The organism is Burkholderia sp. BCC1985, from assembly GCF_905339915.1.
GTDB lineage: Bacteria > Pseudomonadota > Gammaproteobacteria > Burkholderiales > Burkholderiaceae > Burkholderia.
The window spans coordinates 1-26,263 of the sequence record NZ_CAJPGY010000064.1; the positions used below are offsets into that span (position 1 = coordinate 1).

At 60.0% G+C, this 26,263-nt stretch carries 23 protein-coding genes and 2 pseudogenes; 15 read left to right on the plus strand and 10 right to left on the minus strand.

The features are described from left to right. From U4Z31_RS34525 to U4Z31_RS34540, 4 genes and pseudogenes are all read right to left on the minus strand, one after another. Window positions 1-532: pseudogene (locus U4Z31_RS34525) on the minus strand (integrase); the annotation flags it as partial. A 160-nt stretch (window positions 533-692) separates the two neighbouring features. After that, window positions 693-1,991: pseudogene (tnpC, locus tag U4Z31_RS34530) on the minus strand (IS66 family transposase); the annotation flags it as partial. Window positions 1,992-2,056: 65 nt separating this feature from the next. Continuing rightward, complete coding sequence (gene tnpB, locus U4Z31_RS34535) at window positions 2,057-2,401, minus strand: IS66 family insertion sequence element accessory protein TnpB (protein WP_321812727.1); 345 nt, start codon at window positions 2,399-2,401, stop codon at window positions 2,057-2,059. Then, window positions 2,389-2,784 carry a transposase gene (locus tag U4Z31_RS34540; RefSeq protein WP_027788796.1) on the minus strand — a complete coding sequence of 132 codons (396 nt, stop codon included), beginning with the start codon at window positions 2,782-2,784 and terminating at the stop codon, window positions 2,389-2,391. The genes tnpB and U4Z31_RS34540 overlap by 13 nt, the downstream gene beginning before the upstream one ends. Before the next feature lie 784 nt (window positions 2,785-3,568). Between U4Z31_RS34540 and U4Z31_RS34545 the strand changes: the two genes are divergently transcribed. After that, window positions 3,569-4,369, plus strand: coding sequence for a GntR family transcriptional regulator (locus tag U4Z31_RS34545; RefSeq protein WP_321812728.1), 801 nt, complete (start codon window positions 3,569-3,571; stop codon window positions 4,367-4,369). 73 nt (window positions 4,370-4,442) lie between these two features. On the opposite strand, the gene U4Z31_RS34550 is transcribed toward U4Z31_RS34545, so the two are convergent. Both U4Z31_RS34550 and U4Z31_RS34555 read right to left on the minus strand, forming a co-directional pair. Further along, complete coding sequence (locus U4Z31_RS34550; protein WP_321812729.1) at window positions 4,443-4,730, minus strand: tautomerase family protein; 288 nt, start codon at window positions 4,728-4,730, stop codon at window positions 4,443-4,445. Further along, a complete protein-coding gene (locus U4Z31_RS34555; protein WP_321812730.1) occupies window positions 4,682-5,467 on the minus strand; it encodes an SDR family oxidoreductase in 786 nt (261 codons plus the stop codon). The genes U4Z31_RS34550 and U4Z31_RS34555 overlap by 49 nt, the downstream gene beginning before the upstream one ends. 431 nt (window positions 5,468-5,898) lie before the next feature. Between U4Z31_RS34555 and U4Z31_RS34560 the strand changes: the two genes are divergently transcribed. From U4Z31_RS34560 to U4Z31_RS34610, 11 genes are all read left to right on the plus strand, one after another. Then, window positions 5,899-7,980, plus strand: a complete 2,082-nt coding sequence (locus U4Z31_RS34560) for a hydantoinase/oxoprolinase family protein (RefSeq protein ID WP_321812731.1) — start codon at window positions 5,899-5,901, stop codon at window positions 7,978-7,980. A gap of 16 nt (window positions 7,981-7,996) precedes the next feature. Continuing rightward, on the plus strand, window positions 7,997-9,730 hold the full coding sequence (locus U4Z31_RS34565; protein ID WP_321812732.1) for a hydantoinase B/oxoprolinase family protein: 1,734 nt from the start codon (window positions 7,997-7,999) through the stop codon (window positions 9,728-9,730). Continuing rightward, on the plus strand, window positions 9,684-10,280 hold the full coding sequence (locus U4Z31_RS34570; protein ID WP_321812733.1) for a RidA family protein: 597 nt from the start codon (window positions 9,684-9,686) through the stop codon (window positions 10,278-10,280). The genes U4Z31_RS34565 and U4Z31_RS34570 overlap by 47 nt, the downstream gene beginning before the upstream one ends. Before the next feature lie 139 nt (window positions 10,281-10,419). Continuing rightward, window positions 10,420-11,244 (plus strand): substrate-binding periplasmic protein, encoded by an 825-nt coding sequence (locus tag U4Z31_RS34575; RefSeq protein ID WP_321812734.1) that lies wholly within the window; start codon window positions 10,420-10,422, stop codon window positions 11,242-11,244. Window positions 11,245-11,385: 141 nt separating this feature from the next. Then, window positions 11,386-12,201, plus strand: a complete 816-nt coding sequence (locus U4Z31_RS34580; RefSeq protein ID WP_415750325.1) for an amino acid ABC transporter ATP-binding protein — start codon at window positions 11,386-11,388, stop codon at window positions 12,199-12,201. Window positions 12,202-12,211: 10 nt separating this feature from the next. Next, window positions 12,212-12,883 (plus strand): amino acid ABC transporter permease, encoded by a 672-nt coding sequence (locus U4Z31_RS34585; protein ID WP_321812735.1) that lies wholly within the window; start codon window positions 12,212-12,214, stop codon window positions 12,881-12,883. Between the two features lie 10 nt (window positions 12,884-12,893). Further along, window positions 12,894-13,559: an amino acid ABC transporter permease gene (locus U4Z31_RS34590; RefSeq protein ID WP_321812736.1), complete on the plus strand. Its 666-nt coding sequence runs from the start codon at window positions 12,894-12,896 to the stop codon at window positions 13,557-13,559. A gap of 79 nt (window positions 13,560-13,638) precedes the next feature. Next, window positions 13,639-14,655, plus strand: a complete 1,017-nt coding sequence (locus U4Z31_RS34595) for a 4-hydroxyproline epimerase (protein WP_321812737.1) — start codon at window positions 13,639-13,641, stop codon at window positions 14,653-14,655. Beyond that, window positions 14,652-15,941 carry an NAD(P)/FAD-dependent oxidoreductase gene (locus tag U4Z31_RS34600; RefSeq protein ID WP_321812738.1) on the plus strand — a complete coding sequence of 430 codons (1,290 nt, stop codon included), beginning with the start codon at window positions 14,652-14,654 and terminating at the stop codon, window positions 15,939-15,941. Before U4Z31_RS34595 ends, U4Z31_RS34600 begins: the two co-directional genes overlap by 4 nt. Before the next feature lie 123 nt (window positions 15,942-16,064). Further along, window positions 16,065-17,093 (plus strand): proline racemase family protein, encoded by a 1,029-nt coding sequence (locus tag U4Z31_RS34605; protein WP_321812739.1) that lies wholly within the window; start codon window positions 16,065-16,067, stop codon window positions 17,091-17,093. A gap of 94 nt (window positions 17,094-17,187) precedes the next feature. Next, window positions 17,188-18,066 carry a shikimate dehydrogenase gene (locus tag U4Z31_RS34610; protein ID WP_321812740.1) on the plus strand — a complete coding sequence of 293 codons (879 nt, stop codon included), beginning with the start codon at window positions 17,188-17,190 and terminating at the stop codon, window positions 18,064-18,066. Between the two features lie 295 nt (window positions 18,067-18,361). On the opposite strand, the gene U4Z31_RS34615 is transcribed toward U4Z31_RS34610, so the two are convergent. From U4Z31_RS34615 to U4Z31_RS34625, 3 genes are read right to left on the minus strand one after another with little or no spacing between them, the layout of a single operon-like run. Beyond that, entirely contained in the window at window positions 18,362-19,486 is a 1,125-nt protein-coding gene (locus U4Z31_RS34615) for a tyramine oxidase subunit B (protein WP_321812741.1), read from the minus strand. 32 nt (window positions 19,487-19,518) lie between these two features. Next, window positions 19,519-20,808 (minus strand): phosphopyruvate hydratase, encoded by a 1,290-nt coding sequence (gene eno, locus U4Z31_RS34620; RefSeq protein WP_321812742.1) that lies wholly within the window; start codon window positions 20,806-20,808, stop codon window positions 19,519-19,521. Then, entirely contained in the window at window positions 20,795-22,204 is a 1,410-nt protein-coding gene (locus U4Z31_RS34625) for a glycerate kinase (protein ID WP_321812743.1), read from the minus strand. Before U4Z31_RS34625 ends, eno begins: the two co-directional genes overlap by 14 nt. A gap of 171 nt (window positions 22,205-22,375) precedes the next feature. Here U4Z31_RS34625 and U4Z31_RS34630 point away from each other — a divergent pair, with 171 nt between their 5' ends. Beyond that, on the plus strand, window positions 22,376-23,779 hold the full coding sequence (locus tag U4Z31_RS34630; protein WP_321812744.1) for a PLP-dependent aminotransferase family protein: 1,404 nt from the start codon (window positions 22,376-22,378) through the stop codon (window positions 23,777-23,779). Window positions 23,780-23,864: 85 nt separating this feature from the next. Here the strand turns inward: U4Z31_RS34630 and U4Z31_RS34635 are convergent, their stop codons facing one another. Next, window positions 23,865-24,263: a RidA family protein gene (locus U4Z31_RS34635; RefSeq protein ID WP_321812745.1), complete on the minus strand. Its 399-nt coding sequence runs from the start codon at window positions 24,261-24,263 to the stop codon at window positions 23,865-23,867. 129 nt (window positions 24,264-24,392) lie between these two features. On the opposite strand from U4Z31_RS34635, the gene U4Z31_RS34640 reads away from it, so the two are divergent. Then, complete coding sequence (locus U4Z31_RS34640; RefSeq protein WP_321812746.1) at window positions 24,393-25,307, plus strand: LysR family transcriptional regulator; 915 nt, start codon at window positions 24,393-24,395, stop codon at window positions 25,305-25,307. Between the two features lie 14 nt (window positions 25,308-25,321). Beyond that, window positions 25,322-26,221, plus strand: coding sequence for a zinc-binding dehydrogenase (locus tag U4Z31_RS34645; RefSeq protein WP_321812748.1), 900 nt, complete (start codon window positions 25,322-25,324; stop codon window positions 26,219-26,221). Window positions 26,222-26,263: the final 42 nt, after the last annotated feature.

The following is a 26,263-nucleotide window of genomic DNA, read 5'->3' on the forward strand; positions in this document are numbered from 1 at the left end:
CGATTTCTCCAGCACGTAGACCGAGCCGCGCCAAAAGCAGCAGAATTGCATAGTCACGGCGCCCGCACGGAGTCGACCGGTCTGCAGACGTAATTAGAACTTCTTGCTGCTCAGGCGTGAGGAAAGTCGGTACAGTTGACTGTCGCCACTTACGAACTGTGGGCACGGACTCACACAGGTCTTGTGCCGTATCGCCGCGCAGAAATAGGAAATGACAGAACGAGCGAAGCGCAACTGCCATCAGCCGCGTGTACTCTGACGACCGGCCTTTGCTGCGGGCAAGAAGATGATTCCGGATCGCTACCGCGTCAAATGCATCTGGCAATAAACTTCCGTCACCGGCCTCGTGGCTGTCGAGAAAGTCGCGAATAAACGGGCCGTAGACGAGCCATCCAGAGAACGCGCACAGGACTCTTCGTTTCTTGCGAAGCGTTACCTCGGAATAGTGTGCCGCCCGTAGACGATCAAGAAATGCATCGATGTGATGGGCCGGCAGCCCGCCGGAGTCGCTGACTGTGCGTGTCGCATTCATCTGATCTCTCCTGGCCAGCGCGATAGCCAGCCTGAGAAATCATACGTTTATGCCGACACAGCGATCATGAAAGGCCATACCCACAGCCACGCGCATGCACGACGCGGCATAATCGGGGAGTCGGCATAACTGGCTTCATGCCGCTAGCGGCATGAAGCCAGTTATTGTCGATGGGCACGTGCCCGTCATCGAGATAGCGCGTGAGCGCTTCCCAACGCTTCAGGCTGTAGTCGAGCGCCTTCGCGATCGCCGATCCTTCGGCAACGAGCTTGCGCTGGGTCACCATCCAGGCGTGCAACGCATCGGCAACGGGCCTGGATCGCTGCTGGCGGATGGCCTGTCTTCGATCAGGCTTCAGTTCGGCGACGTCACGCTCGACGTCGTAGAGTGCGCCGAAGTATTTCAGCGCCTGCTCGGCGATCTAGCTCTGGTGGTTGACGTGCAGCTCGTAGAATTTCCGGCGCGCGTGAGCGACACATCCGATTTCCGTGATGCCCAGTTCGAATCCAGCCTTGTAGCCGCCATAGTCATCGCACATGAGCTTGCCACGCCACACACCCATGAACTTTCGGGCATGTTCGCCGGCACGGCTGCCGGCGAAGTCGTAGACCACGGCCTTCAGATCGGCGAATGGCGTCGTGCTGTACGCCCACAGGTAAGCCCGATGCGTCTTGCCCTTGCCGGGCGACAGCATCTGCACCGGCGTCTCGTCGGCGTGCAGCACGTCGCGCTGCAGGAGCGCTTCGCGAAGCGCATCGACCAGCGGTTGCAGCCGTACGCCGCAGATGCCGACCCACGCGCCGAGCGTCGATTGCGGGATCGCCAGGCCCGCGCGAGCAAAGATGCGTTCCTGCCGATACAGCGGCAGGTGGTCGCCATATTTGGCAACCAGCACCTGCGCCAACAGCCCGGTGGTCGGGATACCCTTGTCGATGACGTGAGGCGGGACCGGTGCCTGGATCAGGGTCCCGCAGTGCCGACAGGCCCACTTGCCGCGGATATGCCGCTCGACTGTGAACACGCCTGGCGCATAGTCCAGCTTCTCGCTGATGTCTTCGCCCACGCGCTCCCGCTGGCAACCGCACTGGCACGTGGTGTCTTCCGGCTCGTGATGGATGTCCGTACGCGGCAGTTTCGATGGCAAGGGCACACGCTTCGGCTGTTGCCGAGGCTCAGCGGCACGCGTGGCCGGTTGAAGCTGTTCGAGCTCGGCTTCCAGTGCCGCCAGGTCTGCATCGATCGCCTCGTCGAGCAGGCTCATCTGTTCGGTATCAAGCTGCTCGCTGCGTTTGCCGAACTGCAGGCGCTTGAGCACGGAGAGTTCGTGCGTCAGTTGATCGATACGCGTTTGACGGTAGTGCAGTTCACGCTGCGTCTCGCCGACCTGGGTCATCAACTGAGCGGCCAGTGTGCGCAGTTGCTCCGGGCTAAGGGCATCGAGGTCGGCGGGCAGGTTCATACGGCCCAGTCTGCCAGAGCCGGCACCGCCACGGAAGCGAAACTGTTTACGGCACCGACGACGCGTTACACCACGCAGATGACGTGATCGTGCGTCAGGGTCTGCCACGGCAGCCCCGTCACGAGCGCCCGCAACTCTTCGGGATTCAACGCGACGGCGATTGCTTCGTGGCCGTTCGTCCAGACGAACCGGCCCTTGTTCAGGCGACGCGCAGCCAGCCAGATTCCGAAGCCGTCATAGACGAGTACCTTCATGCGCGTCGAATGCTTGTTGGCGAACAGGTAAGCATGGTGAGGGCGCGCTGCGCCGAACACCTTCACCACACGCGCCAGAATCGTATCGGCGCCGGCACGCATATCCAGCGGTTCGGTCGCCAGCCATATCGCGTCGATGCGGATCACCGCAGCCATCCCTGCAACCAGAGCGCACAATCACTGGCCGACGATAACGGCCAACGCACGGTCACCGTCGCCGCACCCCGACGTACCTCGATCTGGATCTCCGTCGCCCCAGATGCAGCCCCGCACGTCTCAAGCTGTAACGGCACAAACTCTGCCGATGGCGCGCTCATCGACTTGCGGGCAGCTTCGGCCGCATCCCGTTCTTCCTGGGCGGCCACCCAGCTTCGCAGCATGTTGGCATTCAGGCGGTAGTGCAGCGCTACCGCCGCGATCGACACGTTTGGCTGCATCGCCGCACGGATCACCTGTGCCTTGAACTCCTTGCTGTGCCGCCGACGTCGCGTCGGTTGCACAACCTCCTGCATCACCTCGGTCTCATCCATCGTGTACATCTGTCCATTAAAAATTTAGATGGACACGATCCTCGCCTTCGCGCCTAACGCGATCAAGATGACTTCCCCGGGTGCTTACGTTGATGCCGCAGCAGAAACGCGCAGTCGTTGGGCCAGGAAATTCTGATCGCCGCCGCTATTAAGCGCACAGCGCGCAGTCGATGATGGATCGTTCGCGTGGAGGTGGGTGGCCGCCCGGAGCCGGCCGCCCCTCACGTATCGACATCCGAAGCTATATTGACGGTTACTCGAAAGGTTTTACTTCCGCCATTCCCCCCGCTTCAACCCATAGCCTATTTAGCAGTCCAGCGCCTGAAGTGCCGCGCGATCCAGCGATCGCTCGTCCTGACGCCCTTGTTATCTAGCACCAGGTTACGCAATCCTCCTCCATCCGTTTCCGCGGTCTCCCGCGATAACCCCAAAAAAGCAGTCGCATCGACGAGCGAGGCAAGGGGTTTTTACCGGTCCAGCCGCCCACGCGATCGGATAACGCGAATTCGAATGCTTGGCCGGATGCCGGACCGGCACGGCGTCGGCTATCGCGCACCGACTGCGGCCCGCCCCTTCCTCGGGAAAGCCTGACGACTGAAGTAAACTGAAACCCATGCGCGTCTTCCGGGCATTCGCCCCTATAAAACGAGGTTGACTTTGTCGTCATTATGTCGACAAAATGAGTCGAAAGGTGGGTGAACAGAGCGTTGCGCGATGATGCTCCGCCGTTCGCCTTATAGCGGAAGCTCCCATCGCCCTATGGACAGGCGGGGAGTCGCCGAGACGTTGCACAATGAGCAAGATTTCGGGAATTGATATGGCCAAGCCTCAAGCGGAACAGCAGCCCATCAAAGAAACGGGCGCGGCACGAGTGTACAAAATACTTCGCAGCGAAATTCTCACCATGAAGCTCGCCCCCGGCGAAGCACTGGATGAAGTTGGGCTCGCAGAGCGTTTCGATTCGTCTCGCTCTCCAATCCGAGAGGCTCTAGTGCGACTCTCGGCGGACGGTTTAGTCACGACTCTAGCCAATAGGACGACCGTTGTGACTCCGATGGAGCTCGCCCGTGTACCGGAATTCCTCGATGCGCTTGATCTTCTCCAACGCGTAACGACTCGTCTTGCCGCGGTACACCGGACAGCAGCGGACCTTGTCAAAATCAGGGAGATGCACAAGGCGTACGAGAAAGGCGTTGCGACGAGCATCAGGACGCGTGTCAGTCTGCCGATGATCGAGACGAATTATGATTTTCATATGGCGGTGGCGCGCGCCGGGCGCAATACATATTTCGCCGATCTCTATAGCCGCTTGCTGGACGAGGGGCGGAGAATGCTCCATCTTCACCTGCAGTTCAAACTGCAGGATCCCAACATTACTCCGCAGCAGATGGGCGCCGACCATACGGAAATACTGGATGCAATTGAACGAGGCGATGCCGATAAGGCAGAGGAGTACGCTCATCTACATGCCGTTCAATTCAAGGGACAGTTTATGGAATTCATGGACAGAAACCTCACGGCGTCCGTGCCTCTCAATTACAGTGCGCCGGCGCGCGAGGCGTCACCGAATACCGCAGAGGCGGTATCCCGGTAGCCGCGTTTTGAGCGCACGCCCGTGAGAGGTGACTCCGGTCGAATCGACGGGAGTCACGATCAACGGACTTCGGCTACTTTGTCGCTGTAACCGCAGATACCGGTTCCGCGAGTGTCCCACCCACCGACCACATCGAGCGCTCGACCTCCGTAATCACGAGTTGCACATCCGCCAGCGGGCATTTTGTAATGCGTGCGGTTTCGCGCGTCAGCACCTCTGCTAGTTCCGATTTCTGCGCGTGACTTCTTCCCGACAGCATCTCAAGTCGAATGATTGGCATTGTGTTGGTTCCTTCGGCGATTGTTAGCAGACTTAGTTGGGTTGAGACGCATAGGCGAGGTACGCCGATCGAACGAGCCATCCGCAATCGATGGGAAGCGTCGAGCCCGTGATTGCAGACGCGCCAGGAGAGCAGAGGAAGAAGATCGCATCGGCGACTTCCGCCGGCTTCACGAATCGTTTCAACGCCGACATATCGATGATGGCTTTCGGGTCACGTTCACCGCTGTCGATGCGAGCCTGCATGGCCGGCGTGAGCGTATAGCCGGGCGCCACCGCATTCACGCGCACGCCGCTCGGACCCCATTCGGCGGCCATCACTTCGGTCATCATTTTCAGGCCGGCCTTTCCGATCGCGTAGCCGATTTGTGCGGAAGGACGATAGGTCGTCAACGAGCAGAGATTGACAATTGCCCCTTCGCCTCGCCGACACATCTCCCCAGCGAACGCTCTCGAAACGAGCAGCGTGCCCCGTACATTGATGCCGTACAGACGATCGATCTCCGCGACATCGACCTCGAGCAGGCGAACTGCGTTCTGAAGAATGCCGCCCGAATTCACGAGCGCGTCCGGAGTGCCAAACCGTTCGACCACTTCCGCAGCAAATCGGCGGACGTCGTCCTCATTTGAAACGTCCACCAACAGAAAATCGGCGGCCCCGCCGGACTGTCGGATCTCTGCCGCGACGGCGGTACCGCGCGCAACGTTGACATCTGCCACAGCAACGCGATAGCCGGCCTGCCCGAACCGGCGAGCCGTTGCTTCACCGATGCCGCTTGCGCCGCCCGTCACAACGACCAGCTTTTGCTCTTTGTTCATGGAAATCCTCATTGCCTAGGGACACCTGCGCAAGGATGGCGCAGGGCATTTGCCGCAATCCGCCGACTAAACAGCCCGTCATCGTCGTCTTTCAGTCGATCAAATGTCGACAAATGCTTGCATTAGGAAAAAACTCTGTCAAGCAAAGAGCGCTCTGCGAAGGCGATTTGAGAGCTAGGGTTTTCCTTGTAAAGGCGACAAATGCTAATAAAAACAATATGTTACGCAATTTTTTATGGAGCAGATGATTTTTTATCGTTGACTTTGTCGTCATTTGGTCGACAATTGGTGCACGGCAAGCGCACCTGAAATAACGCCTGGGCTGCACCCCAGCAGAGGATCTGATCGCCCCTCTGCTTTGACCGGCCTGAGGCAAGCGAGCCCTATCGTTAGCGGTATTTGCATCGCGCAATCTCTGAACGGATGAAACTATGGCAAGCGCACGCATCGGCGTTGACATCGGCGGAACATTTACCGATTTGGTACTTCTCGACGACAACGGACAGGTCGCCTTTACGAAGGTGTCCTCAACTCCTGCCGCTCCCGAAGAAGCGGTGCTGACCGGGATCGATCGGATTCTCGACCAGGCTGGTCTCAAAACCTCAGATGTTGCAGAGGTCCTGCACGGAACGACGGTGGGCTCGAACACCATGCTTCAGAAGGTTGGAGCCAAATGCGGTCTCATTACGACCAAGGGATTTCGCGACGTTCTGGAAATCGGACGGGTACGTACGCCATCGATGTTCGATCTCACGTGGGACAAACCGATCCCGCTTGCCGAACGCCGCTATCGTCTGGAGGTAAGCGAGCGCGTCAATGCGGCGGGCGAAGTCCTGGTCCCGACGCCGGTCGATGAAATCATCAGCGCCGGCGAATTCTTCCGTGCCGAAGGGGTTGAGTCCGTTGCGATTTGCTTCCTGAACTCCTACAAGAATGCCGAGAACGAGAAGGTCGCGCTGGAAACTTTCCAGAAGGCGTTTCCGGAAATCAGCGTTACTGCATCCATTTCCGTTCTGCCCGAGATGCGTGAATACGAACGCACCTCGACGACGGTCGTGAACGCTTACGTGTTACCCGCGCTGCGTACCTATCTCCAGCGCCTCGAGTCGGGACTGAAGCGCATTGGTGTGACCGCGCCGCTGTTGGTCAGCAATTCGAATGGCGGTCTGTCGAGCGCACGCATCGCGCAGGACAATCCGGTCTTTTTTATCTCTTCGGGTCGTTCCGCAGGCGTTGTCGGGGCAGGCAGGCTGGGCGATGCACAGGGTTGCCGGGAAATGGTCGTGTTCGACATGGGGGGCACGACGGCTTCGGCGTCCCTGATTCACGACGGGCAACTCGCACGCACGAACGAGTACGAGTTTCGTGCTGGCATCTCGACACCGAGCCGTTTCATCAAGGCGGGCGGTTACATGATGCGCGTGCCCACGATCGATGTTGCAGAAGTCGGGAGTGGCGCGGGCTCGATCGCGTGGATCGATGCCGGCGGTCTGCTCAACGTGGGCCCGGTCTCAGCAGGCGCTTTCCCCGGTCCGGTGTGCTATGGCATTGGTGGCGATCGCCCGACGGTCACGGACGCGAACGCTGTGCTCGGATTTCTGCCGCCGAGCCTGGCGGGCGGCACCATGGAGCTCAAGCTCGATGCCGCACGAGAAACGATCGACACGCTCCTGGCGAAGCCGCTCGGTATTGGCACCGAAGAAGCCGCGGTCGGTATCCGGGAGGTGGTGAACGTCAATATGGCGCGCACCATCAAGGCTGTCACCGTCGAGCGGGGCGTCGATCCTCGCGATTTCACGCTCGTCGCATTCGGTGGCTCCGGTCCCGTTCACGCGTGTGATTTGGCTCGCGCGCTTGACATGAAACAGGTGATCTTCCCGGCCGCGCCCGGGGTGTTTACCGCGATGGGCATGCTCGCCGGAGCAGTGGAGCGCTACTTCGTTCGTCCGTCATTGCACCTGCTCGACAGCTTGGACATCGCCGCGCTCGGCGCGACTATCGAACAGATGCGTGACGACGCCAGAAAGGCGCTGTCGGAAGAGGGCTATTCCGCCGACCAGATCGAATTTGTCTTCGATCTGGACATGCGGTTCAGCGGGCAGGACTATGAAATCCCCGTGCGCGTGCCGACGACTATCGATCACTCCACGCGCGAAGCGCTTCGAGAAGGGTTCATCGCGGCTTACACCGCGATGTATGGCTATGCGTCGAAGGACGCGATCGAGTGCGCGAACCTTCGTTTGCTTGCACGAGGCATTGCATCGAAGACGCTCGATTTCCGCGACATCCGCAGCACCCAAGCAGCGAGGGGCGAGCTGAAGCGCAGCACACGTCGGGTCTATTTTGATCGTCGGTCCGGATGGGTCGACACACCGGTTTTGCCACGCTCACTACTCGACAACGAGATTGTCGGCCCCGTCATTCTCGAAAGCACCGACACCACGATCGTGGTGCCCCCTGGCTGGCGCGTGAGCGCGGATCGGGTGGGTTGCGTCATCGCGACGCTCGTCTGAATCCACTGGAGCAAACATGACACAACGTAAAGTCGATCCCATCACGTTCGCGGTGGTAAAGAACGCGCTCGACACCATCGTCGACGACATGGCATTTGCCGTCATGCGCACTGCACGTTCGCCTATTATTCGCGACGTTCTCGACTACTCGGTGACGATGTGCGATGCGGCAGGTCGTATTCTCGCTCAGGCGAAAACCGTCGCTCTCCACCTCGGCGCCGTTCCGGACGCGGTCGATGTGGTGATCAAGAAATTCGCGGACACGTGCAAGCCGGGTGACGTGATCATTTTCAACGATCCGTATGAAGGCGGCATGCACCTGCCCGACATTTTCATGTTCAAGCCGATTTTCTTCGAGAGCAGGCTTCAGGGTTTCGCCGTGGTAATCGCTCACCATTGCGATGTGGGTGGCCGCGTGCCGGGCTCCAATGCGGCAGATTCGACGGAAATCTTTCAGGAGGGTCTGCGCATTTCGCCGATGAAGCTTTATAGCGAAGGCGAGCAGAACGGGACCCTGGTCGACATCATCAAGAAGAACGTCCGGCTTCCGGATCTCGTACTGGGCGATCTTGATGCTCAGCTGGCGACATGCAATATCGGCGAACGCGAGTTGCTGCGCATGATCGGTCGCTACGGCGAGGACAATCTGCGCCTCTACTTCGACGAGCTGCTCGACTACGGCGAGCGACTCACGCGAAACGCAATCGAAGCGTGGCCCGATGGCACTTACGAGTTCACCGACTACATCGACAACGATGGCTTCACGAGCGATGCGATTCCGATTAAATGTGCCATCACGGTGTCGGGATCGAGCCTGTCAGTCGACTTTTCAGGATCTTCGCCGCAGGTCAAGGGCGCCATCAATTCGACGCTTTCGTTCGTCAAATCGGCGACGTACCTGAGCATCCGCTGCGTGCTCGACGCCGACGTTCCGAACAATGCCGGCGTGTACCGCTGCATTGACATTACCGCGCCGGAGGGATCGATTTTGAACCCGAGACTGCCGGCGCCCGTGGCGGCCCGTGCACTGACCGGATATCGCGTTGTCGATACTGTCTTCGGCGCGCTGGCACAGATCGCACCGAAGAAAGTAATGGCCGCGGGTGAGGGTGGCAACACCGTCATCGCGTTGAGCGGGTATGACGCTGACGCGAGCGAGCCATTCATTCTAGTTGACATGATCAATGGTGCGTGGGGTGGCCGCTCAAACAAGGACGGTGTCGAGGGCGTAACGAACCCGTCGCAGAACATGTCCAACTTGCCAATCGAAACACTCGAGGCCCGCTATCCGATTCTGATGGAGGAGTATGGGTTCCGCAGCGACTCCGGTGGCGCAGGGCGTTATCGCGGCGGGTTGGGACTGGTGCGGCAGTATCGTGTACTTGCGAGGCAGGTAGTCGCGCAAATTCGGTCCGACCGCGCCGACCACGCGCCATACGGCTTGTTCGGTGGATCGGCTGGCGCACCGTCGCGCAACATCCTGAATCCGGCCACTACGGCTGAAGCCGCACCGAGCAAGTTCACGATGGAGTTGGGGCAAGGCGTCGTGATTCGGCACGAGCAGGCGGGCGGCGGTGGTTATGGCGATCCGCTCGAACGCGACGTCGAGCTCATCGAGCACGATCTCCGAAACGGCAAGGTGACAGCGGCGTTCGCACAGCAGCATCACGGCGTTGTCATGACCTCGTCGGGTTCCATCGACCGTGAAGAAACGACGCGAAAACGTCGACAAGCGGCCATTAACGCCTGACTATTTCAACATTTTCGACCGTATCGCCGTCCGCATTCATCTAGGCGGGAAAGTGGACGGCAAGTTGGTAAAGGAGACCGAAGTGGAACAAGTCGAAGTACGCCTGGCCGAATTGGGCTACACGTTGCCGGTGAGCCCGACTCCCAAAGCCAACTATGTGCCGGCGCGGCGCGTCGGGAATCTTCTGTTCATCGCAGGGCAAATCCCGACGGCGGACGGCGAAGACAAATTCGTCGGAAAAGTCGGCCGCGACCTACCGCTCGAAGACGGACAAGCTGCCGCGAGGCTGTGTGCGCTGAACATGCTTGCACAGGTGCGCACGGCTCTCGGCGGGAGCTTCGATAGCCTTGTCGGTTGTGTGAAGCTCGGCGGTTTCGTAAATTGCGAGCCCGAGTTCGGGCAGCAACCGCAAGTAATCAATGGTGCCTCCGATCTCATCGTCCAGGTATTGGGCAAAAGTGGGAAGCATGCGCGCTTCGCTATTGGTGCGAATTCGCTCCCCAGAAATGTTGCCGTCGAAATCGATGGGATATTCGAAATAAGGGAATGAACTTAAAGGTGGATTTCCATCGTTTTCGCAATTTGTCATTTCGTATCACGAATTAAAAGCGTTGCGTGCAATCCGAGGTTGCGACGTTGATTTGAAGCGTCTGATTTCACACTTACTGACGAGGTTAGAAATGGTCCGCATGTCCAGCTTTATCCGCCGCACCCTCACGTGTGCCGCCGTATTTTCGGCGCTCCTGTCGAGCGTACCTTCACATGCGCAGGACACGTCGACGTGGCAACGCGTTCGACAAGCAGGCGTCCTCCGCTGCGGTATCGCGCTTTCGCCTCCGTACACCATGCGCGACGTCAAGACGGGCGATTACAGCGGAATCTTCCCTGCACTGTGCAAGGAATTTGGCGAAAAGGTCCTGCATGTCAAGGTCCAGTTCGTCGACACGTCCTGGGACAACATCGTCGCCGGCCTTCAGTCCGACAAATGGGATCTTGCGTTGTCGCTGAACGATACACCGGAGCGCGAGAAGGCGATCGCTTTCTCCCGATCGGTGGTTGACTACAACGTGACGCTTGCCTACAACAAGAACAATCCGAAGCTTCCGAAGGCCATCCACGCGATCGCCGATATCGACAAGCCGGGCGTGATCATCACCGTGATGTCCGGAACGGCGCAGGACAAAGCGATCTCCGGTGAGATCAAGCAAGCCCAGATCATGCGCCTTCCGGGATTTGACGAGACGCGACTCGCTCTGATGTCCAAACGCGCGGATATGCTCGCCGACGACAACATGACGAACAGGCTTTTGGGCGCCGCACATCCCGACTGGGCAGTTAGCTTCAACCCGAATCCGCCGTTGGCACAACAGGGCATCTGCTTCGGCGTACGAAAGGATACGCCGACCTCTGACATCGCCGTGCTCAACAAGTTCATCGCGGATGAACAAAAATCAGGTGGTGTGAACGCCATCGTTCAGCAGGCGATGAAAGAAACCATCGCGTCAACCAAGTAAGCGGGAAATGCAGGCGGCGTAATGACGGTTCCGCGCCGCCTGCGGGACGAATGGCAGCCCGGCGAGAACCGCCAGTTTCGGATCAAACAGGAGCGCTCGGTTGCGCGTTCTACGGAGAGAGTTTCCATGTTGCAATCCACTATGCAAATCGCACCCAACTCCGTTCCAGCGGACGATCCCGTCGATATGACCAGTACCGGCGATTTCGTCCAGCTTCGGTCGGTCTACAAGTCGTACGGCGAGAATCTCGTCGTCATGGACCACATGAATCTCGACATGCGCGCGGACGACCGGCTCGTCGTGATTGGTCCTAGCGGTAGCGGAAAGAGCTCACTTCTTCGAGTGATGATGGGGCTCGAGGGAATTCAGAGCGGCTCGATTGGGTTTCAAGGGAAACCCTATATTTGTGGGGCGGATTCGGGGCGGTCGAAACGTATCGACGGCAAATTGCAGCGCCAAATCGGTATGGTGTTCCAGCACTACACGCTCTTTCCGCACTTGTCGGTTCTGAGCAACCTGATCCTCGCTCCGGTGAAGGTCGGCGGAATGTCGAAGTCGGAAGCTACGGAACGCGCCCGTATGTACCTGGCGCGATTGGGCCTGGAGAGCAAGCTCAACGCGTACCCGAGCCAACTCTCCGGCGGACAGAAGCAACGCGTGGCGATCGCCCGTGCGCTGATGCTTGAGCCGAAGCTGATGTTGTTCGATGAAGTCACCTCGGCGCTGGATCCGGAAATGGTGGTGGAGGTTCAGCACGTGATGATGAAACTTGCCGAGCAAAAGATGGCAATGATCATCGTGACACACGACATGCATTTTGCGCGCGACATTGCGACACGGGTCGTTTTTTGCGCGAGCGGCAAGGTCGTGGAGCAGGGGGCGCCAAACGAGATGTTCAAATGCCCGAAGGAGGGGCGTACGCGCGAATTTCTCGAGAAAGTCCTTCATCTTGATTGAGAGCCGAATCATGTTTTATCACTTTGATTTCAGCTTCCTCGCCGGAAGCGTGGCCCCCTTGCTCGACGGCTTGAAAGTGACTATCGAGCTGGCTCTTGCAGCGAACCTGATGGGATTGACCCTTGGTTTTCTGCTTTGTCTGCTTGTAATGAGCCGCTGGGCAATCGTGCGCGTGCCGGCACAGCTCTTCATCGAGTTTTTCCGTTGTACGCCCGCGTTGCTACAGATTGTGTGGTTCTTCTACTGTATTCCAATGATGGTCGACGTCTTTCTCGACCCGATCGTAATGGGCGTTCTTGCGTTGGGGCTCAATCTGACCGCATTCAACGCAGAAGCATACCGCGCCGGCGTGCAGGCGGTACCGAAAGAGCATCTCGACGCGTGCGTGGCGCTGGGCCTCAAACCGTGGCAGCGAACGGTTTACGTGATCCTGCCGCAGGCGTTGAGAAACTCCATTCCGGTGCTTATGACGAACGGCATTGGCACGCTGCAACAGAGCGCGTTGGTGGCTATCGTCGCCGTGGCCGACCTGATGTACGTCGCCAAAACGATCGCCACGCAAGCGTACCGTCCCATCGAGACCTACTCGGTCGTGGCGCTCGTGTACTTTGCGCTGTCATTGCCCGTTGCGCGGCTGGTGCATGTGATTGAGCGCCGGCAGGATCTTGCACACCAGCGTTGAGGAACCGGACATGGTCATCGATTTTTCTGTCGTGCTGCCGTACTGGCTGCTTCTTCTTAAAGGGCTGGGTTTGACGCTTGGCCTCACGGGACTTTGCGCGATTGTCGGTAGCCTGCTCGGGTTCGTGGTCAGCCTGCTGAGGATTTCGCCGGTGCCATGGATTAGGCTGCCCATGACGCTGTACGTTGAGTTCTTTCGGGGTACCCCGCTGTTGATACAGCTTTTCTGGGTGTTCTTCTGCATTCCGGTGGTTCTTCAGTTGCCGATCTCGCCCTATCTGTCTGTCGTGATTGCGCTGACCCTTTATATGGGCGCGATCACCAGCGAGACGTTCCGCGCAGCCCTGAAGTCGATTTCATCCGAGCAGCACGATGCATGTATCGCGCTGAGCCTGTCACCTCAGGCCAAGGTGCTGTACGTGATTTTTCCGCAGGCCTTGTTGCGCGCGATACCGCCACTCCTCTCAAACATTGTCAGCTTGTTCAAGGAAAGCGCGCTCATCTCCTCGGTTGGGGTAGCGGATCTGATGTTCGTCGGGCAGAGCATCTCCAACAGTACTGCTAGACCACTCGAGTTCTTGACCACTGTAGGGATCATTTACTTCCTGGTTGCATTTCCGCTGACCCGTCTTGTCGGGCTGATCGAACGACGCTTCCTTAGACGTTTTGCTTACTAGAGCAAGCGTACTTGGCCAATGTCGAAAAAAATTTCGAAAGGGAGCGCGCCGGCTCCCGCAATTTCTGATGAGAAACACTATGAAAAAGCATACGTTCAAGTGCATTGAAGGACATACGGAAGGGATGCCGGTCCGCATGGTTATCGAGGGAGCACCGGATCTGGTCGGTGCCGCGATGAACGATAGGCGGCACTACTTCATCGAGCACTACGACTGGATCCGACGTGCATTGATGCTGGAGCCACGCGGGCACGCGCATATGTCGGGCACGCTGCTCTATCCGCCGATTAGCGAGAACGCGGACTTTAGTCTGCTATTTATCGAGACGTCAGGATGCCTGCCCATGTGCGGGCATGCGACTATCGGGTCGATTTCATTTGCGCTCGAATCAGGGTTAGTGACGCCAAAGCAGCCTGGCACGGTCGTCGTCGACGTGCCGGCGGGACAAGTGAGCGCGCGCTACGAGATGGAAGGCGACAAGGTCAAGTGGGTCCGGTTCACTAACGTGCCCAGTTTTCTGCTCCACCGCGATCTTGAAATCGTTGTCTCAAAACTAGGAACGCTTACGGTCGACATCGCGTATGGCGGAAACTTCTATCCGATCGTGGAAGTCCAGCAAAACTATCCCGGGTGTGAACACTTCACGCCGGATGAACTGCTCGCGATGGGACGTGAAGTACAGAAGCGTGTCAACGAGGCGCTGGATGTTGTACACCCAGATAATCCGAAAATCGGCGGGGTCAAACATTGCATGTGGACGGGCCGACCGATCGCGGACGACGCCGACGGGCGTGCGGTAGTCATTACCGGCGATATCCTGATCGACCGCTCGCCGTGCGGAACGGGTAGCTCCGCACGGGTTGCACAACGCTTTGCGCGCGGGCTGCTCGCGGAAGGCCAGGAATTCCGTCACGAGAGTCTGATCTGTAGCCGCTTCATCGGCCGTGTGGAGGGGACGACGAAGCTCGAAAGCGGACTCGCTGCGGTGTTCCCGAGCATCGAAGGGCGCGCGTATATTACCGGGCGAGGGGAGCATTACGTGGACGAAACTCAGCCTTATACGCACGGCTTCACGCTGGAGGAGTTCGCGAAATGAATGCAATTGCGCAGGCTCACGTGGCTCCTGACAGCCGTCCCGCCCCGAATCAGCACGCGGTGGTTGTCGGTGGCGGCATTGTGGGGATCTGTTGTGCACTCTACCTGCAGCGTAGCGGTTATTCAGTGACACTTGTCGATCCCGGCGCGGCGGGAGAAAGTACGGCGAAGTGGAGTTGCGGCCAGATCTCCGTCGGCGAAATCATTCCGCTGTCCAAGCCCGGGATTCTGATGAAAGTGCCCGGCTGGCTGATGGATCAGACCGGCCCGCTCGCGATGCGTCCCGGCGCGCTTCCGGGCATCATTCCATGGTTGGTGCGCTTCATGGCGTGCGCGCGTCAATCGCGCATTGACACTATCGCCGGCTCGATGGCGACGTTGACGAGTCATGTGTTCGCGGACTATGCGACGCTGCTCGACGCGTGTGAGGACAAGGATCTGATCGGCCAGCGGCCTGTGATGCAGGTTTTCGATGGACCGGAGGGCGTGGAGCACGAGCGTCCGCACAACGCGTTGCGCCGGTCACTGGGGTTCGAATCGCAGGTGCTGACCGCGGCCGAGATCGGCGACCTTGAGCCGGCGCTCGCGGGTCGTTTCGCGTATGGCATCTTGCTGCCGCAGTGGCGCTTCGTGAGTGATACGGAAGGTTTCATCCTCGCATTGACCGATAGCTTCGTGAAGCAAGGCGGCCGCAGGATTCGCAGTAACGTGACTGCGATCAACGAAGATCACGGGCAGGCAACCGGCGTCTCATTGGCCAATGGCGAGCGCCTTGCCGCTGCTCACGTGGTGATAGCTGCAGGCGCGGGCGCGAGGCGGTTCTTCGCACCGCTGGGTATCGACGTGCCGCTCGAGGGCGTAGCAGGCTATCAGGTATTGCTGCGGGATCCGGGGGTCCAATTCCGGAATTCGGTCATTTACGGCGACGGTGGCTTCTGCTTCACGCCGATGCGTCGCGGCTTGCAGATTGGAGGTACGATCGAATTTGCTCGCCGAGGCGCACCGCCCAATTTCAAACGCGCCGAGATCATTCTCGAGAAGGCCCGCCGCGTGTTGCCGCAACTGAACGTGCAAGCGCATGAGTTCGGTGTCGGCTACCGGCCGTTCCTGCCCGATACGAAGCCCGTCATCGACCGATCAAGGCGGCTGCCCAATGTCCTGATGGCGATCGGCCACGGACAACTGGGGCTGACGCTCGGTGCGACGACGGGGCGGCTAATCGCCGAGATGGCGACGGGCCGCGCGTCGAGCGCCGATCTGGCGCCGTTCAGTGCCTATCGCTTTTGATCGGCCATGTTCGATATCCGGCGCGGCGGCGATCGTCACTTCGATCCGATCGATAGGCAGCGGCGCGCCCGACCATGAAAGTTTAATCTGAATGTCGGATCGACTCAGGAAGGCGAGGTAATCATGCGCTGGAAAAAGACCCTGCAACTCGTGGGCGTGCACTGCGAGGGCGAGATCGGGAAGGTCATCACTGGCGGCGTGGTGAAAATTCCCGGTGAAACGATGCTCGATAAGATGACCTACATCAACGAGGTCGACGACAGCTTGCGCAAGCTCGTCGTCCTCGAGCCGCGCGGTTGTCTGCAGATGTCGGTCAACCTGCTGCTGCCGCCGACACGGCCCGAAGCGCATGCCGGCTTCATCGTGTTGCAGTCCGACAAGGCGCATCCGATGTCGGGAAGCAATTCGATCTGTGTCGTGACGGCCCTGCTCGAAATGGGCATCGTGCCGATGCAGGAGCCCGAGACCACCGTTGTACTCGACACGCCCGCCGGACTGGTCACGGCCCGCGCAACTTGTGGCGATGGTCGATGCGTGGGCGTCTCGCTCGACATGGTGCCGGCTTTCGTCGAGCAACTCGACCTGCCGATCGAGACCGCGGAGTTTGGCACCATCCGCGTCGACGTCGCGTTTGGGGGCGTCTATTACGCGCTGGTCGACGTCGAGCAGGTTGGTCTCACGATCGCGCCCGAGAACGCGCGCCGGCTCGCCGATCTCGGCGTGAAGTTGCGCGACGTGGTCAATCGACAGATCAGCATCCAGCACCCGCTTTATCCGGAGATCAACCAGCTCGCCTATGTGATGTTCCGCAACCGGCTCAGCGACACCGAGTATCAGACTTGCACGACGCTGCCGCCAGGCCGGATCGACCGCTCGCCATGTGGCACGGGAAGCTCGGCCAATCTCGCCACGCTAGCCGCGCGCGGGAAGGTGGACGTGGGAGGGAAGCTCACGTCGCGGTCGACGATCGGCAGCGAGTTCGATGTCGAACTGCTGGGGCGAACAACGCTCGGCAGCAAGGCTGCGGTGTTGCCGCGCATCACCGGGCGTGCGTGGATCTACAGCGTCGAACAGCTCGGCGTCGATCCTGACGATCCGCTGTCCGCCGGATTCATGCTGAGCGATACCTGGGGCGAAGGTCTACAGAATTGAGGCGAACTGTTGCGCGCTGTGTCAATGCACAGCGCGCCTGAGAATCCGATTCAAGACGATAGAATGATGAGGAATACAAATTGTTGGGGATAAAATGATTACAGGAAAGACAGGCGTATTCTTCATGGTGGCGGACCCGATCGAGCAGGTTCGCACGCCAGAGATTTTCAACGAGATTTTTCCGCTGTGTGACATCGATGCGGTAATGGTGCCGTTGCAGGTGGCGCCCCAAAACCTCGAAGCGACGGTGCGCGCGCTCTTCAGGTCTGACACTACGCGGGGTATGGTGCTGTCGATTCCGCACAAGACGGTCGCGGCAGGGATTGTCGATCGGTGCTCGAAGGGCGCGACAGTCGCCAATGCGGTGAATGCGATTCGCCGTAACGGCAGCGGCGAGCTCGAAGGCGAATTGTTCGACGGACTTGGCTTCGTCAAATCGATGGATCGCTATTCGATGCCTTATCGGGGCAAGTCGGCGTTCCTGGTCGGCGCGGGCGGCGCGGCAAGCGCGATCGCCGCGGCGCTCGTCGAAGGCGGGGTACCGCACATCGGCCTGTACGATCCCGATACCGCGAAGGCCCGGCAACTGGCCGAATCGCTCGGCAAGCAGTATGGGGTATCGGTCAAAGTGCAGGACAACAACGATCCGGCCGGATACGAGCTCATCATCAACGCGTCGCCGCTAGGACTCCAGGCCAGCGACCCGCTGCCAGTGCCGCCTGAACGGCTTGACGCGGGTGCGCAGGTTTGCGACATCCTGATGAAGAACCAGCCGACACCGCTGCTGCAGGCCGCCATCCAGCAAGGCAAGGCCGTACTGCCGGGCTTCGACATGCTGATCCTGCAATCGCCACTATTCCTCGACTTTTTCGGCGTCTCGGCGGCCGCCGACATGTTGCGCCGCGACGATTCGATTGCACGCGACATGTTGTTCCCGGCAGAGCTGCGCGATCTAGTGCGTAAGGCGGCCTGATCCGTCCAAGCTGCGATCATCGCGTGGGTGGCATTTTCTTCGTTGCGCGACTTCCATAAATCCGCCGCCGAAGCGGTAATGCCGTTCAGCCAAATAGCTGAACGGCATTTTTTCGTCTTGGGAAGAGGCGCACGCTTGCCTTGCGTTCGAGTCCGTTCGGATGACAACCGGGGGCTCCGGCCCCCGTGTGGCCAAAGCACGACCTCGGCGTCAGTCCGTTCTGCAGCTCGCGGAGTATTCAGTGAACGGCATTGTCGACGTGATCGGGCGCTCTGCTTCGCATTGCGGCTGTGGCTCAGGCCTGGCTGGGCTTGCCCCACAGGTTCAGCGACTGACCGATACCATGCTCGAGTGCGTAGCGATACGTCTCGTAGCCCCAACTGATGTCGAACACGGCCATGCCGCAGGCGATGAAGATCATGCGGTCCTTGGCGCTTTCGCGGCCGGGCTTGTTGCCATTGACCACGTCGCCAAGGCCGGTCGAGTCGGTCAGCGCGGGCAGCTTGCCGGCATCGATTAGGCGGAAGAACGGGCCGCCGATCACGCCGCTGTAATACGCGTCCTTGTTGTCAGAGGCGATGGCATCCTCGACGTAGGCCTCCTGGAGCGGCGTGTGGTCGTAAACGATTTTCGCGCTGGTCAGGAAGGATTCATCGGTGTTGAACGGCCCCGACACCAGGATCGTCGCGCCTTCCTTGATCCACTCGTCCTTGAAGTACAGCGGTTTCAGGCGCGAGGCGGCCACGGTGATGACGTCGGCGCCGCGGAAACCCGCTTCCGCCTCGTCAACGCCGACGGCGGCGATGCCCTTGTACTGCGATTCGACCCAGCTCGCGAACTCGTTCGCCTTGTCGAGGAACACGTCGAAGCAGACGACGCGTTCGATGTTGACCAGCTGGGTCATGATTGCCGTGAAGCAGGCCTTGTTGATGGGACCGCAGCCGATCACGGACACAGTCTTGGCATCCTTGTTGGCCAGGTACTTCGTTGCAACACCCGGTACCGCGCCGGTACGCGCTGCACTGAGCAGGTTGGCCGACATCAGCGCGAGCGGCGCGCCCGTATCCTTGTCGTTGAGCATCATGGTCAAGATCGAGCGCGGCAGGCCCTTGCCGGCGTTCGCGTGATTCGAGCCGTACCACTTGTTGCCGCACACGTCGAACCGTCCGCCGAGGTAGCCAGGCATCGCGGCAAAGCGCCGATCCGGGCCGGCCACCGGCATGTTGGGGAACTTCGTTTCCTTCGGGAACACGATGTTCATGCCGTGACTATTGTGATTGGCGCCCCCCATCAGGTAGTCGCCATGGCCGAGCAGGCTGAAGGTTTCCTCGCAGACGGTCACGCAACGCGCCGCATCCGTCACGCCGGCTTCGATCATGTCGGGCTCGGAGAGGTACAGAAAATCGATTTTGGGATACATGAGATTGACCTGTTGTCAGTGTGGTGAACGGCTCAGAACCTGAGCAGAGGAGAAATGTCGTAAAGCTGGCAACCGGGGCTGCGGGCCGCGGCGCGCATCAAGAAATTGAGCTTTTCGATACGTTCGCCGGATCGCGGAGCGCCGTTCTTCTGGAACGGCACTTCGAGGCCGACGGAGAAATCCATCACGACGTCGTCGACCATGCCGCCGGAGCGGCCCGATGGCACGGTAACCATGCCGTGCTCGTGGGCGAAGCGGTAGGCGTCCATCGCTTCGGTGATGGTGCCGACCTGGTTGGGCTTGAGCACGAAGCCGTCCACGGCGTGCGTTTCATGCGCCTTCTTCAGCAGCTCGAGATGGGTGACGGTCAGATCGTCGCCGAGCACGATGGTGCGCTTCAGTTCCGTGACGGCCCTGCTGTAACCGTCCCAGTCGTTTTCGTCGAGCAGGTCTTCGATGAAGACCAGATCGAACTTCTCGGTCAGCAATCGGGCATAAGTGATCAGTTCGTCGGACGTTACGCGCTGGCCCTTGAGCAGGTAGCGGTGCGTTGACTTGTCGTACATTTCGCTCGACGCGCAATCGAGCGCGAAGGCTATCCTCCCGGTGAACCCGCAGGCATCAATGGCTTGCTGCATCAGCGTCAGGATCACTTCGGGGTCGTCCGACGGTGCGGCATAGCCATAGGAACTGGCCACTTGCGGCTTGTGGCAGAGATGCTCGGTCAGCACGTCGCCGAGCTTGTGGAACACCGCGACCGCCATCTCAATCGCGTGATCGACGTTGTCAGTCCTATAGGGCACGATCAGAAACTCATTGAAGGCCTGAACCAGATGCTCGTAGCGTCCCCCGTTGATGACGTTGAAGCAGGGCACCGGCACGGTGGCGATGTCATGTCCCGCGATGTGCTGGTAAAGCGGGATCCCGCGCGCGGCAGCGGCAGCACGGAACGTCGCGATCGATACCGAGTAGATCGTGTTGCCGCCGAGCTTGCGTTTGTCGGGCGTACCGTCCAGCGCAATCATCGTTTCGTCGATGGCGCGCTGGTCGAATACGTTCATGCCGAGCAAGGCAGGGCCGATCACATTGATCGCGTTGTCGACCGCGCGATGCACGCTGAGCCCGTTATAGGTCGACGGATCGCCATCACGGAGCACGAAGGATTCGTGCATGCCGACCGAGGTGCCGGTCGGTGCGGCGCCGCGGCCGATCGCGCCGGAGGCGGTACGGATCTCGACTTCCACTGCGGGGCGGCACTTGCAGTCGATGATCTGCTGAGCGTGCACGGAAACGATACGGTCTTCCATGTTATTCGTGCTCATGCTGGTCCGGGACGTAGAGGATGTTGAGGTCGCACAGGTTGGTACCCGTGTTGCCCGTGAAAATGGCCGATCCGATCGCATCGAGCGCTTCGAAGGCGCTGTGGTCGCGAAGTGTCTGGTAGAGATTGATGCCCTTACTTTCGGCGGCCTTCAGGCTGGAGGAATCGGTGATGCCCCCAGCCACCTTGGCCGTGCCGTCGGTGCCTTCGCTGTCGATCGACAGCAGGCAGGCACCCCGCGTCTTGGCTGCCGCGATCGCGAAACCGACCGTCATTTCCTGACCGGGGCCGCCGTGACCCTTGATCACGCTGTTGTCGGTGATGTGGGTCGTGACTTCGCCGGAGCTGAGCAGCACGCAAGGCGGCTTGATCGGATTGCCGTAGGCCTGGATTTCACGGGCGATCGCGGCGAAGAAGGCGCCGGCGTCGCGGCTCTCGCCTTCGAGAAAGGACGACACGATCAACGCCGGGATGCCCAGTTCCTCGCATATCTCCTTGGCGTAGATGCACGAGTCGGGGAGGGTGTTGAGCAGGAAGTACGTGTTGTCGGGAAAGGCCTTCGGCGTCTCGCCTTCCGGCCCGGTGTTCATCAGGTAGTCCACCACACTGCGCGGCAGGCGATCCGCCACGTCGCGATTGACGATCGTGGCGCGCGCATCGTCGAGCGTGGTCATGTCGGGACCGATCGGTGTGCTCTTGTACGCTGCGTACGGCACCGCAATGTCGCCGGTGGCGGGCGAGCCGACCGCATCGCTGATACCGAAGCCGATCAGCTCGGCGCCGACCGCCTGGATTCGCTTGGCAAGCATTCCGCCGTTCAGCGCCGAGATATGGCGACGCACGGCGTTGATCTCGTAGATGCCGGCACCTGATTTGAGCAGCACGTCGGTCGTATCGATCTCATCTTGCAGCGAGATGCCGTCGATCGGGCAGGACATCAGCGCCGAGCTGCCGCCGCTGATCACGGCGATGAACAGATCGTCAGGGCCGGCTCGGTTGACCAGCTCGATGATCTGCCGCGAAGCGCGATGACCTTCCTCGTTCGGCAGCGGGTGGCCGCCGACGAAGACCTCGGTGCGATGGAAATGGTCGGTCTCCTCATGGATCTTGACGATTGCGATGCCACGCGTGAGTCGTTCGCCGAGCACGTGGTCGACGGCCATTGCCATGTGGTTGCAGGCCTTGCCGGCACCAATCAGGTAAACGTTGCGCTTCTTCGAAAGGTCCCATGAACGGGTACCGATATGAAGGATGTCGCCATCCAGCCGCATGATGTTGCGGATGCGCTGATAGCTGTCGAGGCGCTGAAGTGTGCGGTCCGCGATGTCGAGCACGATCTGCCGGGAGCGGGTGTCGCCGTGCGAAACGAGGACGTCCGAGTTGCGTATCTTCTTCATGCTGGGTGCCTGTAGGAGAGCCGCGTCGCCGGAACGGCCGACGACGCATGAACTCGAATGTAGGCGAACACCCTGTACAGATACATGTACACTTGGCAAATGCGGTAAATCGCTGTGCAGGTGGCGGTCCCTATACACATTCCCAACCTGTTTTCGTTCCGGCCCGGTCCTATGACTTCCGTTCTGATACTCGATTCCGACTCCGAGACTTCGCTGACGATGCAGATCGTGGCGGGCATCATCCAGGCTGTCGAAGACAAGCGCTGGCGGCCCGGCGAGCGCGTGCCGAGCATCCGCGTGTTTGCCAACGCTCATGGTGTATCGACCTTCACGGTGGTGGAGGCCTACGACCGTCTGGTCGCTCAGGGTGTCCTGCTGGCGCGACGCGGATCCGGGTTCTACGTGTCCGATCGGCGCCTAGGGGAGCCGCAGCACAACGCCGAGAGACTCGACGAGAAGGTCACCAATGGCTGGCTGGTGCGCAACGTGCTGGAGGCGACGCACGGCGCGATCCATGCCGGTGCGGGGTGGCTGCCGGAATCATGGCTGGACGGAGATGGTATTGCCCGCGCGCTGCGACAGCTCGCGGCGCAGCCGGAGAGCCTGCTTGGCTACGGCGACGCGCGCGGTTACGGGCGGCTGCGCGAACAGATTCGCCAACAGTTGGCCGAGTGCGAGATTGAAACCGATCCGTCCGGCGTGATGACGACGCTCGGCGCGAACCAGGCGCTCGACCTGGTGGTCCGGCGCTTTACCCAATCTGGCGACACGGTGCTGGTGGATGCACCGTGTTATAGCGACCTCCTGGTGTCCTTGCGCATGCGCGATGTCGAGACGGTTGGTATTCCGATGACGCCGACCGGTCCCGATCTGGTCGTGCTCGAAGCGGCCTTGCGAACGCGCCGGTCCCGGCTCTACGTCACCAATAGCCGCCTGCACAATCCGACCGGCGCGAGCTACAGTTCGTCGGCCGCCTACCAGGTGCTAAAGCTGGCCGAGCGGCACGACTGCATGATTGTCGAGGACGACGTGTCGGCCGATCTGGTGGGCGGCGCCCATTTCACGTTGGCGTCGATGGATCAACTCAAGAACGTCATCTACGTTGGCAGCTTTTCGAAGACGATCGGTGCGGGCCTGCGCGTCGGCTTCGTCGTCGCTGACAAAGACGTGGTCGAGGGGTTGCTGTACCAGAAGCTGGTGTCGGGAATGTCGACCCCGACCGTGACCGAGGGGCTCGTCAGCGCGGTGCTGGCAGAAGGTCACTACCGCAAGCAGGCCGAACAGCTCAAGGACCGGCTGGCCAAAGCGCAGGAGCGCGTCTGCCGACGGCTGGAGGGAATCGGCTTCGAGATTTTCTGCGAGCCGGGCGCCGGCATGTTCGTGTGGGCTCGTCCTTCCGGAGAAGCTATTGATTCCGCGGCGCTGGCCGAACAGGCGTTGAAGAGCCGGATTCTGCTGGCTCCCGGACATCTGTTCTTTGCTGGCAGGGAACGTTCCGCATGGACGCGCTTTAACGTCGCGCACAGCAACGTCGACCGCCTGTTCGGATTCCTGCAGAACGCGCTCGACGGGTAGGAGTCGGCGCAGCAGCGATAGGGGGCGCGGCGTTGGGCGCGATCTGTATCGTCGAAATCGCCTATACGCGTATCTGCTCGAGTCGTCAGTCTTCTAGCGACAGCTTCGCAATTACCTTGATCTCAAAGTCGAAGCCGTAGAGCCATGTCACGCCGACTGCTGTGAGGGCTGGGTGTGGCGCTTCACCCCAGAACTCCGGAACGATCTGCCACACGCGCTCGAACGTCGACTGAGGATCGACCATGAGTACCGTGACGTCCACCACATCGTCGAACGTACATCCGGCCTCGCTCAGGATCGCATTCAGGTTTCGAAATGCGAGTCGTACCTGTTCCTGCAGGTCCGGTTCGGGGGTTCCGTCCTCGCGGCTGCCGACCTGGCCCGACACGAACAACAAGCCATTTGCTCGCACAGCAGGGGAATAACGGTTACGCTCGTAAAGAGCCCGACGTCCCGGTGGGAATACCACATCGCGGTTGGCCACTCTTGCCTCCTTTGGAAAAGTCGTTGATGTCAATCAGGGCACTCTACCGGTCGGTTCCCGTCCGATAAACGAGGAACCCTGGCCATGACTATTTGTAAAATGCAAACAATTCACACACGGGCAAGACTCATGGATCGTTTCGACGCGATGCGCGCTTTCGTTCGGGTGGTCGAGGCAGGCAGCTTTACCAGGGCGGCCGAGACCCTTCACATGAGCAAGACCACCGTGACACATTTGGTACAGCAACTCGAAGCGCGCTTGCGTGTTCGGTTGCTGAACAGAACGACACGCAAGCTCAACGTCACGCCCGACGGCATGGCTTACTATGAACGCGTGACGCGGCTGCTTGCCGATATGGACGATGCTGAGACGAGCCTGTCGAGCGCCGCGATTGCACCGCGAGGCCGCCTTCGCGTAGATGTGCCAAGTCCGCTTGCACGCCTGCTCCTTATCCCTGCGCTGCCCGGGTTTCTTGCGCGCTACCCCGACATCCAAGTCGACATGGGCGTGAGCGACCGCACTGTTGACATCATCGGTGAGAATGTGGATTGCGTCGTGCGCGGAGGGGAGCCGAAAGATCAATCCATGATCGCCCGACGGGTGGTTGAGCTTCCGCTCGGTGTCTTCGCCTCGCCCGAGTACCTCGCTATGGCAGGTGTGCCTTCACATCCTGCGGAGCTCGAAGACTCGCATCACCGCATCATCGGGTTCTCTTGGGGGTGCGCAGGCCATCTTTATCCCCTTGCCATGCATCACCGAGGCGAGAGGGCAGAGGTGAAAGGCCGTTATGCGCTCGCCGTGGATGACGGTAACGCCTATCTTGCCGCAGGGTTGGCAGGACTCGGCATCCTGTGGCTCCCGCGTTATATGGCAAAAGAACATCTGAAGCAGGGTGAGCTCGTCGCGCTGTTCGAGGATTGGCAACTGGATCCGATGCCGCTTTACATTGTGTATCCACCGAATCGCCACGTCAGCGCAAAGCTGCGTGCGTTCATTGACTGGGTCGTCGCAGTGGTAAATGAACGTCTTCGCGAGGTGTCTTAAACCACCGGCCATTGGTGCAGTACCTGCAGCAGTCCTCCAGCCATGGCGAAGTTCTTCAGGAAATGGAACATCTTATTTTGGTCTCCGAGCGCGTGGTGGAAAATCAGCGCCGTTGCCACGGCGTAGGTCGCCAGCAGCAACGCGACAACATACTGTCGCCAGGAGACGAGGTGATGGGATTCATCGGCATTGTCGGTGCCTATGCAAGCCCCATCATCGTGGACCCCGCACGTCTGGCGCGCAAGCCAGCGCGCCTGAGTTTCGCAGACGCGGCAGCGATTCCAGCCGCCATGTTGACCACCTGGCAGGCGCTGCATGAACATGGCGGGCTGCGCAAAGGCCAAAGGGTTCTGATTCACGCGGCGGCCGGTGGTGTAGGCAGCGCGGCTGCGCAGCTCGCACGGCCTGCAGGGGCACATGTCATTGGCATCGCGTCGACTGGAAATCGTGAGTATGTCCAGGGCCTGGGCGCGGCGGAGGTCATCGACTACCGTGCGGTGGATTTCGCGGAGCAAATCGACGATGTCGATCTGGTGCTCGACCTCGTCGGCGGCACGACACAGGCGCGGTCATGGTCGGTGTTGAAGCGCGGTGGCATCTTGGTTTCCACCGTCGCCAAGCCGAACGCCACGCTCGGCAACGAAGCCCAGGCCACCGGAAAACATTTCGCAACGCGCTCCGGTAGCCCGCAACTCGCCGCACTTGCCGCACTGCATGCGTCGGGGGAATTGCAGTTACTGCGTCGTAGGACGGGCTATCCAGCAGGATGCGGATCGCTGAGCGAAGCAGGTCCGACTACAGGCCAGCAATCGGTTTCGGTCCAACGCCGCATGATCGCCCTTGCGATTCCACGTCGAAGTGCAAGGCTGGACTGCACATCAACCATTACAAGACATCGCAGAGGCCGCGCCTGAGGCGAACTGGACCGAATTAATGTGCACTTAAAACGGTACAGA

Excerpts from the sequence above, each read along its gene's own strand:
- tnpB (WP_321812727.1), bottom strand. The coding sequence starts at position 2,401 with ATGGCTGCGGTGATCCGCATCGACGCGATATGGCTGGCGACCGAACCG.
- U4Z31_RS34540 (WP_027788796.1), bottom strand. The coding sequence starts at position 2,784 with ATGTACACGATGGATGAGACCGAGGTGATGCAGGAGGTTGTGCAACCG.
- U4Z31_RS34545 (WP_321812728.1), top strand. The coding sequence starts at position 3,569 with ATGAGCAAGATTTCGGGAATTGATATGGCCAAGCCTCAAGCGGAACAG.
- U4Z31_RS34550 (WP_321812729.1), bottom strand. The coding sequence starts at position 4,730 with ATGGCTCGTTCGATCGGCGTACCTCGCCTATGCGTCTCAACCCAACTA.
- U4Z31_RS34555 (WP_321812730.1), bottom strand. The coding sequence starts at position 5,467 with ATGAACAAAGAGCAAAAGCTGGTCGTTGTGACGGGCGGCGCAAGCGGC.
- U4Z31_RS34560 (WP_321812731.1), top strand. The coding sequence starts at position 5,899 with ATGGCAAGCGCACGCATCGGCGTTGACATCGGCGGAACATTTACCGAT.
- U4Z31_RS34565 (WP_321812732.1), top strand. The coding sequence starts at position 7,997 with ATGACACAACGTAAAGTCGATCCCATCACGTTCGCGGTGGTAAAGAAC.
- U4Z31_RS34575 (WP_321812734.1), top strand. The coding sequence starts at position 10,420 with ATGTCCAGCTTTATCCGCCGCACCCTCACGTGTGCCGCCGTATTTTCG.
- U4Z31_RS34580 (WP_415750325.1), top strand. The coding sequence starts at position 11,386 with ATGCAAATCGCACCCAACTCCGTTCCAGCGGACGATCCCGTCGATATG.
- U4Z31_RS34585 (WP_321812735.1), top strand. The coding sequence starts at position 12,212 with ATGTTTTATCACTTTGATTTCAGCTTCCTCGCCGGAAGCGTGGCCCCC.
- U4Z31_RS34590 (WP_321812736.1), top strand. The coding sequence starts at position 12,894 with ATGGTCATCGATTTTTCTGTCGTGCTGCCGTACTGGCTGCTTCTTCTT.
- U4Z31_RS34595 (WP_321812737.1), top strand. The coding sequence starts at position 13,639 with ATGAAAAAGCATACGTTCAAGTGCATTGAAGGACATACGGAAGGGATG.
- U4Z31_RS34600 (WP_321812738.1), top strand. The coding sequence starts at position 14,652 with ATGAATGCAATTGCGCAGGCTCACGTGGCTCCTGACAGCCGTCCCGCC.
- U4Z31_RS34605 (WP_321812739.1), top strand. The coding sequence starts at position 16,065 with ATGCGCTGGAAAAAGACCCTGCAACTCGTGGGCGTGCACTGCGAGGGC.
- U4Z31_RS34610 (WP_321812740.1), top strand. The coding sequence starts at position 17,188 with ATGATTACAGGAAAGACAGGCGTATTCTTCATGGTGGCGGACCCGATC.
- U4Z31_RS34615 (WP_321812741.1), bottom strand. The coding sequence starts at position 19,486 with ATGTATCCCAAAATCGATTTTCTGTACCTCTCCGAGCCCGACATGATC.
- eno (WP_321812742.1), bottom strand. The coding sequence starts at position 20,808 with ATGAGCACGAATAACATGGAAGACCGTATCGTTTCCGTGCACGCTCAG.
- U4Z31_RS34625 (WP_321812743.1), bottom strand. The coding sequence starts at position 22,204 with ATGAAGAAGATACGCAACTCGGACGTCCTCGTTTCGCACGGCGACACC.
- U4Z31_RS34630 (WP_321812744.1), top strand. The coding sequence starts at position 22,376 with ATGACTTCCGTTCTGATACTCGATTCCGACTCCGAGACTTCGCTGACG.
- U4Z31_RS34640 (WP_321812746.1), top strand. The coding sequence starts at position 24,393 with ATGGATCGTTTCGACGCGATGCGCGCTTTCGTTCGGGTGGTCGAGGCA.